The organism is Streptomyces sp. NPDC036764, from assembly GCF_055609385.1.
The window spans coordinates 95,153-111,970 of sequence record NZ_JBVJPT010000014.1; the positions used below are offsets into that span (position 1 = coordinate 95,153).

Annotated in this window: 17 protein-coding genes and 6 tRNA genes; 15 read left to right on the forward strand and 8 right to left on the reverse strand. The window is 69.8% G+C overall.

Annotated elements, in window-relative coordinates; translation table 11 throughout:
- Positions 1-123 precede the first annotated feature (123 nt).
- The 3 genes from ACZ69Q_RS36135 to ACZ69Q_RS36145 all read left to right on the forward strand — a co-directional run bounded on the left by ACZ69Q_RS36135 (position 124) and on the right by ACZ69Q_RS36145 (position 2,028).
- Complete coding sequence (locus tag ACZ69Q_RS36135) at positions 124-321, forward strand: hypothetical protein (protein WP_471050492.1); 198 nt, start codon at positions 124-126, stop codon at positions 319-321.
- A gap of 394 nt (positions 322-715) precedes the next feature.
- A complete protein-coding gene (locus ACZ69Q_RS36140; protein ID WP_471050495.1) occupies positions 716-1,654 on the forward strand; it encodes a phosphotransferase family protein in 939 nt (312 codons plus the stop codon).
- Between the two features lie 80 nt (positions 1,655-1,734).
- Entirely contained in the window at positions 1,735-2,028 is a 294-nt protein-coding gene (locus tag ACZ69Q_RS36145; protein WP_471050497.1) for a TFIIB-type zinc ribbon-containing protein, read from the forward strand.
- A gap of 50 nt (positions 2,029-2,078) precedes the next feature.
- On the opposite strand, the gene ACZ69Q_RS36150 is transcribed toward ACZ69Q_RS36145, so the two are convergent.
- The 5 genes from ACZ69Q_RS36150 to ACZ69Q_RS36170 all read right to left on the reverse strand — a co-directional run bounded on the left by ACZ69Q_RS36150 (position 2,079) and on the right by ACZ69Q_RS36170 (position 2,532).
- Positions 2,079-2,150, reverse strand: a tRNA-Val gene (locus ACZ69Q_RS36150).
- A 34-nt stretch (positions 2,151-2,184) separates the two neighbouring features.
- Positions 2,185-2,256: transfer RNA gene (locus ACZ69Q_RS36155), tRNA-Val, on the reverse strand.
- An 18-nt stretch (positions 2,257-2,274) separates the two neighbouring features.
- A tRNA-Val gene (locus tag ACZ69Q_RS36160) sits at positions 2,275-2,346 on the reverse strand.
- A 1-nt stretch (position 2,347) separates the two neighbouring features.
- Positions 2,348-2,421, reverse strand: a tRNA-Cys gene (locus ACZ69Q_RS36165).
- A gap of 38 nt (positions 2,422-2,459) precedes the next feature.
- Positions 2,460-2,532, reverse strand: a tRNA-Gly gene (locus ACZ69Q_RS36170).
- Positions 2,533-2,710: 178 nt separating this feature from the next.
- Here ACZ69Q_RS36170 and ACZ69Q_RS36175 point away from each other — a divergent pair.
- From ACZ69Q_RS36175 to ACZ69Q_RS36185, 3 genes are read left to right on the forward strand one after another with little or no spacing between them, the layout of a single operon-like run.
- On the forward strand, positions 2,711-3,757 hold the full coding sequence (locus ACZ69Q_RS36175; RefSeq protein ID WP_471050499.1) for a chorismate-binding protein: 1,047 nt from the start codon (positions 2,711-2,713) through the stop codon (positions 3,755-3,757).
- Positions 3,754-4,575, forward strand: coding sequence for an aminotransferase class IV (locus ACZ69Q_RS36180; RefSeq protein WP_471050500.1), 822 nt, complete (start codon positions 3,754-3,756; stop codon positions 4,573-4,575). The genes ACZ69Q_RS36175 and ACZ69Q_RS36180 overlap by 4 nt, the downstream gene beginning before the upstream one ends.
- A 50-nt stretch (positions 4,576-4,625) precedes the next feature.
- Positions 4,626-5,450, forward strand: coding sequence for a GNAT family N-acetyltransferase (locus ACZ69Q_RS36185; protein ID WP_471050503.1), 825 nt, complete (start codon positions 4,626-4,628; stop codon positions 5,448-5,450).
- A gap of 361 nt (positions 5,451-5,811) precedes the next feature.
- On the opposite strand, the gene ACZ69Q_RS36190 is transcribed toward ACZ69Q_RS36185, so the two are convergent.
- Entirely contained in the window at positions 5,812-6,339 is a 528-nt protein-coding gene (locus tag ACZ69Q_RS36190) for a DsbA family protein (protein WP_471050505.1), read from the reverse strand.
- A gap of 541 nt (positions 6,340-6,880) precedes the next feature.
- Here ACZ69Q_RS36190 and ACZ69Q_RS36195 point away from each other — a divergent pair.
- Complete coding sequence (locus ACZ69Q_RS36195; RefSeq protein WP_471050508.1) at positions 6,881-7,324, forward strand: hypothetical protein; 444 nt, start codon at positions 6,881-6,883, stop codon at positions 7,322-7,324.
- Between the two features lie 153 nt (positions 7,325-7,477).
- Entirely contained in the window at positions 7,478-7,630 is a 153-nt protein-coding gene (locus tag ACZ69Q_RS36200) for a hypothetical protein (protein WP_163017197.1), read from the forward strand.
- Between the two features lie 71 nt (positions 7,631-7,701).
- Here the strand turns inward: ACZ69Q_RS36200 and ACZ69Q_RS36205 are convergent, their stop codons facing one another.
- Both ACZ69Q_RS36205 and ACZ69Q_RS36210 read right to left on the reverse strand, forming a co-directional pair.
- Positions 7,702-8,262: a CGNR zinc finger domain-containing protein gene (locus ACZ69Q_RS36205; RefSeq protein WP_471050511.1), complete on the reverse strand. Its 561-nt coding sequence runs from the start codon at positions 8,260-8,262 to the stop codon at positions 7,702-7,704.
- Between the two features lie 307 nt (positions 8,263-8,569).
- The gene (locus ACZ69Q_RS36210; RefSeq protein ID WP_004002642.1) at positions 8,570-8,983 is read right to left on the reverse strand and encodes an SsgA family sporulation/cell division regulator; all 414 of its coding nucleotides are present in this window, start codon (positions 8,981-8,983) and stop codon (positions 8,570-8,572) included.
- Positions 8,984-9,174: 191 nt separating this feature from the next.
- Here ACZ69Q_RS36210 and ACZ69Q_RS36215 point away from each other — a divergent pair, with 191 nt between their 5' ends.
- The 7 genes from ACZ69Q_RS36215 to ACZ69Q_RS36245 all read left to right on the forward strand — a co-directional run bounded on the left by ACZ69Q_RS36215 (position 9,175) and on the right by ACZ69Q_RS36245 (position 16,781).
- A complete protein-coding gene (locus ACZ69Q_RS36215; protein ID WP_471050513.1) occupies positions 9,175-9,633 on the forward strand; it encodes a TIGR02611 family protein in 459 nt (152 codons plus the stop codon).
- An 88-nt stretch (positions 9,634-9,721) separates the two neighbouring features.
- A tRNA-Val gene (locus tag ACZ69Q_RS36220) sits at positions 9,722-9,793 on the forward strand.
- 379 nt (positions 9,794-10,172) lie between these two features.
- On the forward strand, positions 10,173-11,462 hold the full coding sequence (locus tag ACZ69Q_RS36225) for an ABC transporter substrate-binding protein (protein WP_471050515.1): 1,290 nt from the start codon (positions 10,173-10,175) through the stop codon (positions 11,460-11,462).
- Complete coding sequence (locus tag ACZ69Q_RS36230; protein ID WP_471050517.1) at positions 11,462-12,463, forward strand: carbohydrate ABC transporter permease; 1,002 nt, start codon at positions 11,462-11,464, stop codon at positions 12,461-12,463. Before ACZ69Q_RS36225 ends, ACZ69Q_RS36230 begins: the two co-directional genes overlap by 1 nt.
- Complete coding sequence (locus tag ACZ69Q_RS36235; protein ID WP_471050520.1) at positions 12,460-13,338, forward strand: carbohydrate ABC transporter permease; 879 nt, start codon at positions 12,460-12,462, stop codon at positions 13,336-13,338. The genes ACZ69Q_RS36230 and ACZ69Q_RS36235 overlap by 4 nt, the downstream gene beginning before the upstream one ends.
- Before the next feature lie 10 nt (positions 13,339-13,348).
- On the forward strand, positions 13,349-13,948 hold the full coding sequence (locus ACZ69Q_RS36240; RefSeq protein WP_471050523.1) for a hypothetical protein: 600 nt from the start codon (positions 13,349-13,351) through the stop codon (positions 13,946-13,948).
- Between the two features lie 97 nt (positions 13,949-14,045).
- Positions 14,046-16,781: an exo-rhamnogalacturonan lyase family protein gene (locus ACZ69Q_RS36245; protein WP_471050525.1), complete on the forward strand. Its 2,736-nt coding sequence runs from the start codon at positions 14,046-14,048 to the stop codon at positions 16,779-16,781.
- The last annotated feature ends 37 nt before the right edge of the window (positions 16,782-16,818 follow it).

Genomic DNA, 16,818 nt, shown 5'->3' on the forward strand with positions numbered 1-16,818 from the left:
GCATGACGTGCCGGGGCGGCCACGCGCCTAGATTTGAGGTCAAGCGGCGGGTGCAGCACTCGTCCCCCGAGGTCAGACACCCGCCGCTGCCAACGACAACTGACACAGGTCAGGAGAGGGACCATGGCCCAGACGGCACCGCGGACAGTGATCCGCCTGCAGGAGCGCACGATGCTGCGTCCCCGTCGCCAGGGCCGCCGCCACCCCCTGGTGGCGACGCTCATGGCCCTTCCCCTGGCGGCCCTTCTCCTTCTCGTCTTCGACGGCTGGGAGACGGTGGCCACACAGGCGTCGTCCGTGGGAGTGATGCTGGGGCGCTGAGCGGCGACCCCAGGCCCGGAAGAGCGGTCCGGGCGGGGACATCCACCCATGAAACCCCGTGGGGACGGGGGTGCGGCGGACGGCAAAAATGCCGGCGTAGCTGGGGAGCTACGCCGGCATTGCTTTTCCCTGAAACCACCGGGGCCCATTGAACACCGCCCGTCCGGCGTTCGGACCCAGGGCTCCCTCTCGGTGCCGGTCCGCAAATGTTCAGCCCGTCCGGCGTTTGAGGACGAGGCCCGTTCAGGGCCGAAGCGGGGGCCTGGGGGCGGCAGCCCCGGCGGCGCCCGCCCGGACACCGAGCACCTGGACAGCCGCGGTACCGATGACCCGGCCAGGCCGACGCAGTCACCCCGTACTCTCGGCCCAGACCACCCGCGCACAAGGGACACCCGTGACCCCGAACACGCTCCTGCCCGACCTCACCGCACGAGCCATAGCCGCGGCTCACTCCCGTACGCCCGCCTGTCCCTGCGGAGCGACCGTCACCCTCGCCGAACGCCCCGACGCCACCGTCGTCCGGCACGCGGACACCGTCGCCAAGGCCCACGCCCCGGACAGCACCGTCACCGACCTGGCGTCCCGCCTGTCCGTCGCCACCCGCCTGCCCGAGATCTTCCTGCCCCCGCTCACTCCCATACCCGTCGACCTCCACGACCGGCCCGTGAGCTTCTGGCCCTACGGCGCCCCGGTCGACCCGGACGATCCGGACGCGGCCCCCTGGGAAGCGGCCGCGACCCTGCTCGCCCACCTTCACCGCACGCCCGCACCCGCCCCGCTCCCTCCCATGCGCGGACCCGCAAAGGCCGCCCTCGCCCTGTCCCGCCTCCGCGCGACCGCCGACAGCACCCCCGCCACCCCCGTCCTCCGCGCCTGGGCCACCCTCCCCGCCTGGGCCCGCGACGAGGCCCCCCAGCCCGACGCCACCACCCTCTGCCACGGCGACCTCCACCTCGGTCAGCTCGTCCGGCACCCGGCGCCGGACGGTCCCTGGCGGCTCATAGACGTCGACGACCTCGGCGTAGGAGTGCCGGCCTGGGACCTGGCCCGGCCGGCCGCCTGGTTCGCGTGCGGGCTGCTGCCGCCCGACGAATGGCACCGGTTCCTGACCGCCTACCGCGCTGCCGGCGGCCCGGCCGTGCCCGCCGACGGCGACCCCTGGCTCGCGCTGGACGTCCCCGCCCGCGCCCTCACCGTGCAGACCGCCGCCCGCGCGATCACCAAGGCCGCGGCCGAGGGACGCCGCCCGGACGAGATCGAGCAGGCCCTCGTGGACGCCTGTGACCGAATGGCTTCCGTCCCCCCGGAGTTGGTCCGAGAAGAGGCGAAGTAGGGTGCAACCGACCGCAGCCGGACAGAGTCTGTCCTGGCGATACACGAAGCAGGACCGACCGGCGAGGAGTTGAGCCGACCATGCAGTGTCCGAAGTGCCATGCGCCGATGCACACGTACAACCGCAACGGTGTCCAGATCGAGCAGTGCAGTGGCTGCCGCGGGATCTTTCTCGACTACGGCGAGCTGGAGGCGCTGACCCGCCTGGAGGGCCAGTGGTCCCAGCCCGCTCCGCCGCCCCCGGGGGCCCCGCAGGCCTACCCGGCGGCCGCCCCGCAGGCCCCCGCCTGGGGAGCCCAGCACGGTGGCCACCACGGCGGACACTACGGCCACAAGCGGCACAAGAGCTTCGGCCACATGCTGTTCTCCAGCTAGCCGCACCGGCACGAAGAAGCCCCCGGTCATCGACCGGGGGCTTCGGTGTGTGGACGATACTGGGATTGAACCAGTGACCTCTTCCGTGTCAGGGAAGCGCTCTCCCGCTGAGCTAATCGTCCTCGGGACCACAACCCTCAGGTCGTGGGTGCTGCGTGCGCGATACTGGGATTGAACCAGTGACCTCTTCCGTGTCAGGGAAGCGCTCTCCCGCTGAGCTAATCGCGCGGGGATCCGAAGATCCAGTGGACGATACTGGGATTGAACCAGTGACCTCTTCCGTGTCAGGGAAGCGCTCTCCCGCTGAGCTAATCGTCCTTGGAGGTGGAGACGGGATTTGAACCCGTGTAGACGGCTTTGCAGGCCGTTGCCTCGCCTCTCGGCCACTCCACCAGGAGTGTAGGGGTTCGGGATGATCCCCTGTTCCTTCGAGCGGACGACGAGGCTCGAACTCGCGACCTCAACCTTGGCAAGGTTGCGCTCTACCAACTGAGCTACGTCCGCTTGTCGTTTCGTTCCGCTCCCGCGGCCCGGCGACGTGTTGAACTCTAGCGGATTCCGGGGCCAGCACAAAAACGCGTTTGTGCAGCGTGCTGCGCTGCACCTGCTCAGGGACCCGTCGGAGCTCCCCGAAGGGACATGGCCAGGTCACCCGCAGGACACCGGCCATAGACTCGACTGCGTGCTCGACCTCCCGCCCCTCGCCCGCTTCGGCGACCGCGTCGCCACCGGCCTCCTCGACGTCACCAGCGACCCCGCGGCCCTGGACTCCAGCGGCTTCTGGGCCGTCTGCGCCGACTTCGAAGGCGGTCTGACCTGCGCCCGCTTCCGGGACGTACGCGAGGAGCCCGTGCCCGCCCCGGTGCCGGGGCAGTGGCTGGGCCCCGCGGCCGATGACTGGATGTCGTCCCTCGATCGCGCCGCGTACACGGCGGGTGTACGGCGTATTCGTGAGCACATCGCGGCCGGTGAGGTCTACCAGGCCAATCTGTGCCGGGTGCTGAGCGCGCCGATCGGGGCGGGTGCCGATGTGGACGCCCTGACCGCTCTGTTGGCCCTCGGCAACCCGGCGCCGTACGCAGGAACGATCCGGCTGCCCGGGCACGGGGTCGAGATCGCCACCGCTTCTCCCGAACTCTTCCTGCGCCGCGACGGGCGTGTCGTCGAGTCCGGGCCGATCAAGGGCACCGGGCGTACCGAGGCGGACCTGCTGGAGAAGGACTTCGCCGAGAACGTGATGATCGTGGACCTGGTGCGCAACGACATCGGCCGCGTGTGCGCCACCGGGACCGTGACCGTCCCCGATCTGTGCGCCGTGGAGAAGCACCCGGGCCTCGTCCACCTGGTGTCCACCGTGCGCGGCGAGCTGCGCGCCGACGCCGGCTGGCCGGAACTGCTCGACGCCGCCTTCCCGCCCGGCTCGGTCACCGGCGCGCCCAAGTCGAGCGCACTGCGGATCATCGACGCGCTGGAGACGGCACCCCGCGGGCCGTACTGCGGCGGCATCGGGTGGGTCGACGCCGACCGGGGCGTCGGCGAGCTGGCCGTCGGGATCCGTACGTTCTGGATCGACCGGGGCGAAGGGGCGCTGCGGTTCGGGACCGGCGCGGGGATCACCTGGGGATCGGATCCCGAGGGGGAGTGGCGGGAGACCGAGCTGAAGGCGTCCCGGCTGCTCGCGGTAGCGTCGGGGGCGTACGAGGTGAGTGGAGAGGGACTGCAATCGTGAGGATCTGGCTCGACGGCGGGCTCCAGGACAGCGAGTCCGCCCGTGTCTCCGTCTTCGACCACGGGCTGACCGTGGGCGACGGCATCTTCGAGACCGTGAAGGCGGTGGACGGCCGTCCGTTCGCGCTGACCCGGCACCTCGACCGGCTGACCCGCTCGGCGCTCGGTCTCGGCCTGCCCGAGCCCGATCACGACGAGGTCCGCCGTGCCTGCGCCGCCGTCCTGGCGGCCAACCCGATGCCGCTCGGCCGACTGCGGATCACCTACACCGGCGGCCACGGCCCCCTCGGCTCCGACCGCGGCGACCGGGGCCCGACCCTCGTCGTCGCCCTCGGCGAGACCACCCGCCGGCCCGACTCCACGGCCGTGATCACGGTCCCCTGGACCCGCAACGAACGCGGCGCCGTCACCGGCCTGAAGACCACCTCGTACGCCGAGAACGTCGTCGCGCTCGCCCGCGCCCATGAACACGGCGCGAGTGAGGCCCTGTTCGCGAACACCGTCGGCCAACTCTGCGAGGGCACCGGCTCGAACGTCTTCGTCGTCCTCGACGGCGAGATCCACACCCCGCCGGTCGCCTCGGGCTGCCTCGCGGGCATCACACGCGCGCTCACCGCCGAGTGGACCGGCGCCAGGGAGACCGACCTGCCGCTGGACGTGCTGGAGCGGGCCGACGAGGTCTTCCTCACCTCCACCCTGCGGGACGTCCAGGCCGTGCACCGCGTCGACGACCGCGAACTGCCGGGCGCGCCGGGCCCGGTGACCGCCAAGGCCATGCGGATCTTCGAGGAGCGGTCCGGGCACGACCTGGATCCGTAGGACCGGAAAATGGGCTGCCGCGCGCCGGCAGTGTGGGTAGAACAGCCCTGATGACCACGACCCTGCGGCCGACCGAGCCGCTTCAGCACAACGCGGACGGGACGCGCTCGCGCCGCTACCAGGTGTGCGTGAACAGCCGTCCCGTCGGTGGGATACGTCTCGCCACGCACGCCGAGTACGGCCCGACCGTGGCCTGTATCTCCGAGCTGCGCATCGAGGAGCCGGACCGCAGGCGCGGTCGTGCCACGGTGGCCGCGCTGGCCGCCGAGGAGGTCCTGCGCGGCTGGGGCTGCAAGCGCGTCGAGGCGTCCGTGCCGGGCGGCGCCGACGTCGCGCTCCGGCTCGCCCGGGCCCTCGGGTACGTCCTGCGCAGCCGCAACATGACGAAGCGGTTGAACGGCACTCCGCCCGAACTCCCCTCCGGCAGCGTGCCGCGGCCGATGACCGAGGCCGAGTTCGGCCCTTGGCTGGCCTATGAGCGTGAGGAGTTCGCGCGCGGTCTGATCGAGAGCGGGGTGCCCGCCGCCGAGGCCTACAAGAAGGCGGACGACGGGCACAAGAAGTTCCTGCCGGACGGGCTCGCCACCGAGAACACGCTGATCAGCGTGCTGGAGCACGAGGGCGACGCCGTCGGCACGCTGTGGCTGGGCCTGTGGCCCGACACCGCATACGTGCTCGACGTCGAGGCCGACGCACGTTTCCGCGGCCGCGGGCACGGACGCGCCCTGATGCTGCTGGCCGAGGCGCAGGCCGCCGCGGGCGGCAAGGACCGCGTCGGCCTGCACGTCTTCGCCGGCAACGCCCCGGCTGAGCGGTTGTACGAGTCGCTGGGCTACGAGACGACCGCGTACAACCTGGGCAAGGACCTGCTCTAGGGCAGCCGGGGCTCGTCGGTCGGATCGGGGACGGATCGGGGACGGGTCTGACCGGGGGACGGATCGGCGACGAATCGGACCTGTGACGGATCGGGTCCGGGGCGGGTGCGGAGGGCTGGGGCTGCGTCGGCTCTGGGGGCTGGGCTGCGGCGGCTCCAGCAGAGTGGTGGCATCGAGCTCTGAGGGCTGAGCCGCAGCGGTTCCAGCAGCGTGGTCGTGTCGACTTCATGGCCGGATGGCGGTGCTCCGGGCCCCGGCCGTGTCGGCTCTCGAACGGGGCCCAGGCGCTCCAAGATCCTGTCCTGGCGCTCCGGACCCGGACCCAGCCTCGCTACCTCTCCAGCACCGAGCCTCGGCAGCCCTAGGCGCCGGCCCCGCCGGCCAGCAGTCGCTCCGCGATCTCCTCGATGCGTTCGCGCAGGCCCTCCTGGCTCTTGCCGCCGTCGAGGCGCTCGCCGTCGATCACGTACGTGGGTGTGCCGGTCACGCCGATCGCCTTGCCCTCGGCCTGGTCGGCGTCGACGATCAGGATGTGCCGGCCGTCGATCAGCGCGGTGTCGAACTCCTCGGCGTCGAGGCCGAGTTCCCGGGCCACCTCGACCAGGAAGGGTTCCCCCTTACGGTCCAGCTCCTCGACCCGGCCCAGCACGGCCTCGACGTACGGCCACCCCTTGCCCTGCTCGAACGCCTCCTCGGCGGCCTGCGCGGCGGCGAAGGCGTGCTTGTGCTTCTCCAGCGGGAAGTGCCGCAGCCGCAGCTCCAGCCGGTCGCCGTAGCGGGCGCGCAGGGCACGGAGATCGTCCAGGGCGCTGCGGCAGTCGGGGCACTGGAGCTCGCACCAGACGTCGAGGACGGGGGCGGCGGGCCGGTCGGGGGAGGAGTCGTTCATGGCCCCAGTCTCCCAGCCTCCGTCCGGACGCCCCAATCCGACCTGGGGCTTCGGCAGAGGCCGTCCCGGCTGCCGCGACCCGGCCGGCACTTGCGAAGGATGTGGCCCGGGTGTCGCGACCCGGCCGGCACTTGCGAAGGATGGACCCGGGTGCCGCGACCCGGCCGGTACCTGCGAAGGAAGGATGGACCCGGCTGCCGCGAGCTGGCCGGCACTTGCGAAGGATGGACCCGGGTGCCGCGACCCGGCCGGTACCTGCGAAGGATGGACCCGGCTGCCGCGAGCTGGCGGCACTTGCGAAGGATGGACCCGGGTGCCGCGACCCGTCCGGCACTTGCGAAGGATGCGACCTGGTTGCCGCGACCCGACCGGCATCTGCGAAAGATGCGCCCCGGCTGCCGCCACCCGACCGGCACCTGCGAAGGATGCGACCCGGAGATGTCCCTGATGTCGGGTCGAAGGATGGCCGGGCGGGGGCGGCACGGTGCAGGATGGAAGGGACGAAGTGCCCTGTCTCGACCCAGCCTGCATGGAGGCCCGGATGATTGCCGAGACCGTCTGTTCAGCCGTTGCCGCGGCCGGCCTGGGCATCGCGGCGGTCACGGCGTACCGCAAGCGTTTCCTCGCGGCCACGCGCATCGCCGCGTACTCACTGGTGCCCCTCGGCCTTGTGATGACCGGAGTCGTCGACTGGCTGGCGGACACCGCGTTCAGCCCGACGGCCTGGGCGGGCTTCGGAGTCCTCGGGGTCGCCTGGCTGCTGTTCTCGACCACCCGGGCGGTGGAGCGCCGCCGCGGCGGCACCCGCAAGGACCGCAAGGAGGCCCGCGCCGCCGCGCAGCGCGATGCGGTGGCTCCGACGGCGTCGGCGCCCTCGCTTGGCGCGGGCACCCGTCAGTCGACCCAGCCCGCGACCGCGCCCAAGGCGCAGGCCTCTGAGGACTTCAGCGACATCGAGGCCATCCTCAAGAAGCACGGCATATGACCCCCGCACGGGGGCTGAAACGACACAGTGGGTCGCGCCGCGGCCGTAAATGATCACGACCCGAAGCGGACATCACGGAATCCAGCGAACTCCCGCTCATTCCGGGCGTGTTGATCGCGCGGTGACGTGGAACTACGTCATCATCGCCGCGAGATGCTGGACACGACACAGAGCGAGGCCACACCGTCTCAGGACGAGCCTCGTGGGTGCCTCTTCGCCCTTTCCCAGCCACCGCTGATGATCTTCCTTGCGGTGATCGGGTGTCTGCTCCTCATGGCTGCGCTGCACGATCTGCTGCTGCTCTGAGCCGTACCCGCGGCCCCCGGCGCCACCCGCCGGGGTCCGCGTCGACACACATGTCGTGTCGGGCGGGCCGCTCAGCCCGCCGCTTCCTTGCGGCGCGCTCGGTAGGCGGCCACATGCAGACGGTTGCCGCAGGTGCGGCTGTCGCAGTAGCGCCGCGAACGGTTGCGGGAGAGATCCACGAAGGCGTGCCGGCAGTCGGGCGCCTCGCAGCGCCGCAGCCGCTCCTCCTCGCCGGCGACCACGAAGAACGCCAGCGCCATGCCGCAGTCCGCCGCGAGGTGGTCGGCGACGGAGGCGCCGGGGGCGAAGTAGTGCACATGCCAGTCGTAGCCGTCGTGGTCGGTGAGCCGAGGGGTGGTCCCCGCGGCGGCGACGAGCTCGTTGATCAGGGACGCGGCCGTGCGGGCGTCCGGTGCCGCGAAGATCGCGGCGAACCGGGCGCGCACCTTGCGCACCGCCGACAGATCGAACTCCGACAGCACCCCGACATCACTGATTTCGTGCTTTCGTACGAAATCTTCAAGGGCGGCGACATCCGGCAGTCCGTCCGACGTCTCGTCGCCCTCCGGCACGGTGTTCACCAGGTCCACCACGGCATCGAGCGCACACCGGGTGTCATGGGTGATCAGCACGTTTCGCTCCCTGGCCTGGTGGTCGGGCGGAGTGCCCGCCGATGCTGGCCGATGGTAGTGGCTCACGGAGCCCATACACGGGCCGCGCCCGTACGCGGCTTCGATTACAACGCCACAGCGGCGCCCACGGTTCCCGCCTGGGCTCGGCACGGCCTCCTCTCACGCCCCACAAGCCCTCTTCGCCCACACGCACACCAGCGCCGCCCCCGCGGTGCGGAGACGGCGCTGCTGCGTGCCGTATGCGGTTGTCTTGGCCCGAGCCGTCTCCCCGAGTCGACGGCGCCGGGCGGCTTGTGGAGACCTCGCCCTAACTTTCCGCCAGGATGTGCGACAGCTCCTGATCGAGGTCGAAATGCCGATGCTCCGTACCGGGAGGCACGGCGGCATCCGTCCGCTTCAGGAAGGACTCCAGGGCACGCGCAGGCGCCTCGAGCAGCGCCTCGCCCTCAGGAGAGCTCAGGGCGATGCAGACGACGCCCTGGCCATGACTGCGCGACGGCCAGACGCGGACGTCGCCGGTGCCGGTGGGCCGATGCAGCCCCTCCGCGAGGAGGTCACGGGCGAACACCCACTCGACGGTCTCTTCTGCTCCGGTGTGGAAGGTGGCGTGCACGGCGTAGGGGTCGGCCGTGTCGTACCGCAGGCCTGCGGGGACAGGCAGGGAGGACTCGCTCGACACAACGAGGCGCAGGTGCAGCTCGCAGCTGACCGTGGTGTTCATAAGCGCCAGGGCCTTTCGCTCAGTGTGCGCTCGGGGATTCGCACGTCGGCGAAATCGACATGCCACCTACGGTGCCGTTGTAAACCCCTCTGAGGGTTTTGCGTGTCTTTACGTAACTCTTCCGGCCGAGAACCTGTTCGCGAGGTACGCCCATTCCGGTGACTCGTTTCGGTCCGGTAGGGTTTGGCCGTATGAATACGGGGAGTAACGAGCCGGGCGATGTTGCCATGGCTACTGACGAGACCGAAGTGGATGGTGTGAAGGACGACAGCGAGCAGGGGCTCGGGTCGCGAGCGCCGGAGTTCATCAAGGCGCGTAGAGCGCTGCATCTGAGCTGGCAGGTAGGCGTCTTCATCATCGGCCTGGCGATAGTGGTCGCCGGCATCATCCTGCTGCCGTTGCCGGGACCGGGCTGGGTGATCATCTTCGGCGGCATGGCCGTCTGGGCGACCGAGTTCGTGTGGGCCCAGCTCGTGCTGCGCTGGACCAAGCGCAAGGTCACCGAAGCCGCCCAGAAGGCGCTCGACCCGAAGGTGCGGCGCCGGAACATCATCCTGACGACGATCGGCCTCGTGATCGTGGGCGCGATACTCGGCTTCTACCTCTGGAAGTTCGGCTTCGTGATGCCCTGGAAGATCAAGGACCAGTGATCCGCGAGGGGGGTGCGGAGGTCGGCCGGTGCGCGTTCGCGCTGGTCACGCGCACCCCCTGACATGGGGTAATGTTCTTCCTGCGCCCGGGCGATTAGCTCAGTGGGAGAGCGCTTCGTTCACACCGAAGAGGTCACTGGTTCGAACCCAGTATCGCCCACCCGGATCCGGCGGCCCGTCTGCGACAGAGCAGGCGGGCCGTCGGCGTTTGTGCGTCGTACGGCGCCCCGGGGTCCGACACCTCGCGCCCCCTGCCCCTCAACTCGTCGGGGACCGCCCCGCCTTCGGTTCGAGAGCCCATTCGCACACGGCACCTCCACCCCCCCCTTCGATCCGCCGACGTACGCCCCTCACCTGCGAGATCGCGCCCTCGGCCCGACCCGCCGGACCTCACGCGCCGTCAACTCTGCCGCCCGGCCCGCAAGAAATTCCTGTCCGAATCATTGACGCACCCCGAGGCCCTCCGTAGCTTGTGCCAGCAAGCGCTTACTTGAAACGATTCATGCAGGCGGCGGCAATGCTGCGGGGAGGGCCCGACTGTGGGAACCAACAGGAATGTCGACAGGCGCACGATCCTGAAGGCGGCCGGTGCCACGGCCGCCGCGATCGGGCTCGCCTCGACCACGGCGTGCGGGGGCGACGGGGGTGCCTCCGCCGGCGGGACGGTGACGATCCGTTACGCATGGTGGGGTGCCGAGGACCGCGCCGAACGGATCAACAAGACCATCGCGCTCTTCGAGAAGAAGTACCCGAAGATCAAGGTCAAGACGGACTTTCAGCCGTACACGGACTTCTGGAAGAAGTTCAACACCCAGGCCTCCGGCGGGAATCCGCCGGACGTGTTCCAGAATGCGATTGGATTCCTGCGCAAATACGACGCGAAGAATGTGCTGCTCGATCTCAGCGAGCAGGTCGAGGCGGGCAATCTGTCCATGGACGGCTTCCGCGCGGGCCTGGACAAGTTCGGCGAGATCGACGGCAAGCTCCTCGGTGTCCCGGTCGGCTCCAACTCCATGGCCCTGGTCATCGACAAGCCCGTCTACACCAAGGCGGGCGTCAAGCCGGAACAGGGCTGGACCTGGGACGACTTCGACGCGGCGATGAAGAAGATCCGCGACAGGACCGGGCGCGCGGGCGACAGCGGCATGTACGGGGTCATGTACCTGTACGACCTCTACCTGCGCCAGAACGGCAAGGCGTTCTTCACCGAGGACGGACTCGGCTTCACCGAGGCGGATCTGACCGACTGGTGGACCAAGGCCGAGAAGGGCGTCGAGGAGGGCGTCTACGCCGACGCCAAGAAGGTCGCCCAGATCAAGCCCAAGTCAGCCGTCTCCGCCGAGCTCGCAGGTGGCGAGTTCACCTGGGACAACTTCACCGTTCGCTACACCTCCGAGGGCAAGAGCGAGTACGGCCTCGCGCCCATCCCGACGACGGACGGCAAGAAGACCGGCCAGTACCTCGGCTCCCTGATGCTCAGCGCCTCCAAGCGCACCGAGCACCCCAAGGAGGTCGCCCAGTTCATCGACTTCATGGTGCACGAACCCGAGGTCGCCAAGATCATGGGTTACGACCGGGGTGTGCCCGCCACGCAGGCCCAGTTCGACGCCTTCCAGCCGACGGACGAGGTCAACAAGGGGATCGCCGCCTATGAGACCTCCCTCGTCGAGGCGGGCGTCCTGGAGCCGATCACCCCGCACCCGAACGGCGCGGACATCTGTGAGGCCGCGTTCCTGCGCATCGCCGAGGAACTCGCACTCGGCAAGCGCTCGGTCGACGAGGCCGTCAAGCAGTTCTTCACCGAGTCGAAGACGGCTCTCGTCGTCTGATGGGGATGACCGTGACACACGCCCCTGCGATGGAGGGCCCGACCAAGGACTCCGAGCCGCGGCACGGACCGGTGAAGCCCGAGCGACCCGCCGCCCTCAAGCGGCGGGTCCGCCGGGAGAACCTGGCCGGCTATCTCTTCATGTCCCCCTGGATCGCCGGGTTCCTGCTGCTCACCGCAGGCCCGATGATCGCCTCGCTCTACTTCGCCTTCACCGACTACAACCTGTTCGACGCACCCAAGTGGATCGGCCTCGACAACTTCTCCGAGATGTTCGCCGATCCCCGCTGGCGCCACTCGGTGCAGGTCACGCTCTGGTACGTCGTCGTCGGCACGCCGCTCAAGCTGCTCGCGGCGCTCGGCGTCGCCCTGCTCCTCGCCCAGAAGCGGCGCGGCCAGGCCTTCTACCGGGCCGCCTTCTACGCCCCGTCCCTGATCGGCGCGAGCGTCTCCGTCGCCATCGTCTGGAAGGCGATCTTCTCGGACGACGCGATCGTCGACCGTACGCAGAAGCTCTTCGGGATCGACGTCGGCGGCTGGACCGGTGACCCGGACCTGATCATCTACAGCCTGGTGGCGCTCACCGTCTGGCAGTTCGGCGCCCCCATGGTCATCTTCCTCGCCGGCCTCAAGCAGGTCCCGCGCGAGCTGTACGAGGCGGCCGAGGTCGACGGGGCGGGCACGTTCCGCCGGTTCTGGAACATCACCCTGCCGATGATCTCCCCCGTCCTCTTCTTCAACGTCCTGCTGGAGACCATCCACTCCTTCCAGATCTTCAGCTCGGCGTACATCGTCGGCGGCGGCGCCGGAGGCAACGCCTGCGGTCCGGCCGACGGCTCGATGGTCTACACCTGCTACCTCTACGTCCAGGGCTTCGAGAACAGCCGTATGGGCCTGGCCTCCGCCATGGCATGGATGCTGCTCGTCGCGGTCGCCCTGGTCACGGCGGTGCTGTTCTGGTCCCAGAAGCGCTGGGTGCACTACGAGGAGGGCGCCCGATGAGCACCCCGAATCTCCCGACCGCGCGGATCGGGGCGCTGCGCCGCAGGCTGCCCGGGTCCTTGGCCTGGCACATCGGGTCCCTGCTGATCCTCGCGGTGATCCTCTACCCGGTGATCTGGGTCATCGGCGGCTCCTTCAAGAAGAGCGAGGACATCGTCGGCAGCCTGGATCTCCTCCCGGGCGACCCGGTCCTGTCCAACTACACGAGCCTCGCCGACGGCATCGCCGACATCCCCATCTCCACCTTCTTCTTCAACTCGCTCTTCCTCGCGGTCGGCTCGGTGATCGGGATCGTGGTGTCCTGCTCGCTGACGGCCTACGCCTTCGCGCGGATCAGGTTCGCCGGGCGGAATCTGCTCTTCACGCTGATGATCGGCACGCTCCTGCTGCCGTATCACGTGCTGCTGATCCCGCAGTACGTGCTGTTCCGCAACATGGAGATGATCAACACCTACACCCCGCTGCTGCTGGGCAAGTACCTCGCCACGGAGGCGTTCTTCGTCTTCCTGATGGTGCAGTTCATGCGGAACCTGCCGAAGGAACTCGACGAGGCGGCCCGCCTCGACGGCTGCGGGCACTTCAGGATCTACTGGTCGATCATGCTGCCGTTGTGCCGGCCGGCCCTGATCACCAGCGCGATCTTCACCTTCATCAACGCCTGGAACGACTTCATGGGCCCGCTGATCTACCTCAACGAGCCCGACAATTACACCGTCTCCCTCGGCCTGAAGATGTTCGTCGACCAGGAGGGGCTGGCGAACTACGGCGGCATGATCGCCATGTCGCTGGTCGCCCTGCTGCCGGTGCTCGCCTTCTTCCTGGCCTTCCAGCGGTATCTGATCGACGGTATGGCGACCTCCGGACTGAAGGGCTGAGGCGGTCACGATGGCCCAGGCGCGGTTGAAGGCTCGTACGCCACGCGGGGAGTCCGTCCTCGCGGAGAAGTTCGGTGTGTTCGCCGAGTGTCTGCTGACCGGGGTATGGATCGCCGTGGCATCCCTCGGCGTCGTGACCTGTCCGGCCGCCTTCGCCGCCGGAGCCCGGCATCTGCACCGCCGGATCGCTCACGAGAGCGGCGGCCTGCGGGAGTTCGTCGCCGACTTCCGGATGGCCGTGCGCGGCGGGTGGGTCGTCGGGCTCGCCGGGTGGGCCGTGGCCGCCGCGGTCTGGGTCGACGTCCAGGCCGCGCGGGCCGGGATCCCCGGGGGACCGCTCGTCGGGGCGATCGGGCTGTTCGCGCTGATCGGTGCCGTCGTGGCCCTGCTGCGGGCGGCGGCCCTCTGGACGCCGGGCGCAAGCTGGTGGGCGCTGCTCACGAGCGCCGGGCGTCGTACCGTGCTCGACCCCGCCGGGTCCTTCCTGATCATCGGCGGGCTGGCCGTCGTGGCCGCCTCCGCCTGGTTCGCCGCGCCGCTGGCGGTCCCCGTGACCGGGGCCGTCGTGGCGGCGGCCGTTGCCGTGGAGGAGCGGTACCGGCACCGCTGACGGGCGGTGCCCCTTTGCAAGGCCGGCGCCTCGGGCGCCGAACCTCTCCCTGTCATGCCCCTGCCCATACCCTGCACGCGCACGGAAAGGAAAGGCCATGTCCCCCATCCCCCGCAGGTCCCTGCTCAAGGCGGCCGCGGTCGCCGGAGCCGCCGCCCAGTTCGCCTGGGCGCTCGGGGCCAAGGACGCGCAGGCCGCGCCCGGAGCCGAGGCCGCCGAAGCGGAGCCCGTGACCCTGGACTGGCTGGAGGACGGCGGCCTGGGCGCCGCACCCGGCTCCACCGTCGGTGTTCCCTGGCCGAAGGGCGCATACCAGGAGAGCCAGACGTTCGCGCTGACGGACGCCGACGGCAAGGCCGTCCCCGTGCAGTCGTGGCCGATCGCCTACTGGCCCGACGGCTCCCTCAAGTGGACGGCCCACGCGGTGAGTTCGGGCAGCGGCAAGCTTACGCTGAGCCCCGGTGAGGCCACCGCCCCCGCCAAAAAGGTCACCGTCGACAAGAGCGGCGGCACCATCGACGTCTCGACCGGCGTCATGACCGCGAGGATCGGCAAGTCGGGCGCGACCCTCGTCAAGTCGGTCACCCGCGGCTCCACGGAGATCGCCAGGAACGGCCGGCTCGTGCTGATCCGGCAGCCCGAGATCGAGGACGAGGACCAGGGCGCGGTCAGGACCGAGCGCTTCGAGGGGGCGATCTCCGAGGTCACCGTCGAGCAGGAGGGCCCGGTCCGCGCGGTCGTCCGCATCGACGGCAAGCACCGCAAGGGCAGCCGCAGTTGGCTCCCCTTCTCCATCCGGCTCTACTTCTACGCGGGCGCCGACTCCTTCCGCATGGTGCACACCATCACCTACGACGGCACGCAGGAGCCGGGCAAGGCGAGCGGCGACTTCATCCGCGGCATCGGCGTGCGCTTCACCGTGCCGATGCGCGACCAGTCGTACGACCGACACATCCGCCTCGGCGGCGAGGGCACCGGCATGCTCCGCGAGGCCGTCAAGGGCATCACCGGACTGCGCCGCGACCCGGGGGCGGCCGTCCAGGCGGCGCAGTTCGCGGGGGAGAGGCTGCCCGACCCGGCCACCTGGGACCAGCGCGTCACCACCCGCCTCCAGTACATCCCCGAATGGGGCGACTACACCCTCTCCCAGCTCTCCGCCGACGGCTTCACGCTGCGCAAGCGCACCAAGAAGGGCTACGGCTGGATCGGCGCCGGAGGCGGCCGGCGGGCCTCCGGGTTCGGCTACGTCGGCGGCGTCAGCGGCGGGCTCTCCTTCGGAGTCCGGGACTTCTGGGAGAAGCACCCCGCCCAGCTCGACATCCGCGACGCCCACACCGAGCAGGCCGAGGTCACCCTGTGGCTCTGGTCGCCCGAGGCCCAGCCCATGGACCTGCGCTTTTACCACGACGGCATGGGTCAGGACACCTACCCCGAGCAGCTCGAGGGCCTCAACATCACCTACGAGGACTACGAGCCGGAGTTCGGGACGCCGTACGGCATCGCCCGCACCAGCGAACTCCTCTTCTGGGCCAACGAGTCGACGCCGTCGGCGGAGGTCCTGGCCGAGCAGGCCGAGGCGGTACGGGTACTGCCGCAGCTCGCCGCCCCGCCCGGGCAGCTCATCAAGGCCAAGGTCTTCGGACCGGGGCTGTACTCCGAGCCGGACCGCTCCACCCCCGCCAAAGCGAAGATCGAGGATCACCTCGACTTCCTCTTCACCTACTACAAGGACCAGGTGGAGCAGCGCCGTTGGTACGGCTTCTGGGACTACGGCGACATCATGCACACCTACGACACCGTCAGACATCAGTGGCGGTACGACATCGGCGGCTACGCCTGGGACAACTCCGAACTCTCGCCCGACCTCTGGCTGTGGTTCGCATACCTGCGCTCCGGCCGAGCGGACATCTTCCGCTTCGCCGAGGCGATGACCCGCCACACCGGCGAGGTCGACGTCTACCACCTCGGCGAGTGGGCCGGCCTCGGCACCCGGCACGGCGTCCAGCACTACGCCGACAGCGCCAAGCAGCAGCGCATCGCCAACACCACGTACCGGCGCTACTACTACTTCCTCACCGCGGACGAGCGGGTCGGCGACCTCATGCACGCCAACGTCGACTCCGACGAGACCTTCCTCGTCCTCGACCCGATCCGCAAGATCCGCACCGAGCCGTACACGCCCGACCGGCACGCGCTGTCGATCGGCTTCGGCACGGACTGGAGCGGGCTCGTCTCGGCGTGGCTGACGGAGTGGGAGCGCAAGGGCCCCAAGTGGGAGAAGGCCAAGGCGCGGGTGCTGTCGACGATGGAGACCATCGCCGCGCAGCCGAACGGGTTCGTGCAGGGCAGTGGGCTGTACGACCTCGACACGGGCAGGTTCGCCATCGCCTCGGAGCCCGTGGTCGGGGTCTCCCACCTGTCCGCCGTGTTCGGCCTCAACGAACTGTGTGCCGAGCTCATCGACCTCGTCGACATGCCGAAGTTCAACGAGGCGTACTTCGACTACTGCCGGTACTTCAACGCCACGAAGGCCGAGCAGGCGGCGAGGTACGGGTCCAACTTCGGTTCCCTGCTGTTGTTCCAGGGGCACTCGCGGCTGGACGCGTACGCGGCCGTGCGGACGGGGGACGCCAAGCTCGCCTCCCGCGCGTGGGAGAAGTTCTACAACTCCGACGGGTACAAGGAGTCGGCGCCCTGGAAGACGGAGGCGCTGAGTGGGCCGGCTGCCTTGGTTCCGGGCAGTGAGGCCGCTTGGGTGTCGTCGAATGACACGGCGCTGTACGGGCTCGCGGCCATCGAGAACCTGGCGCTGCTCGGGGACAGGATGCCGTGACGGAATGTCGGGAACTGCGCGACCTGTTGTGGCTGGT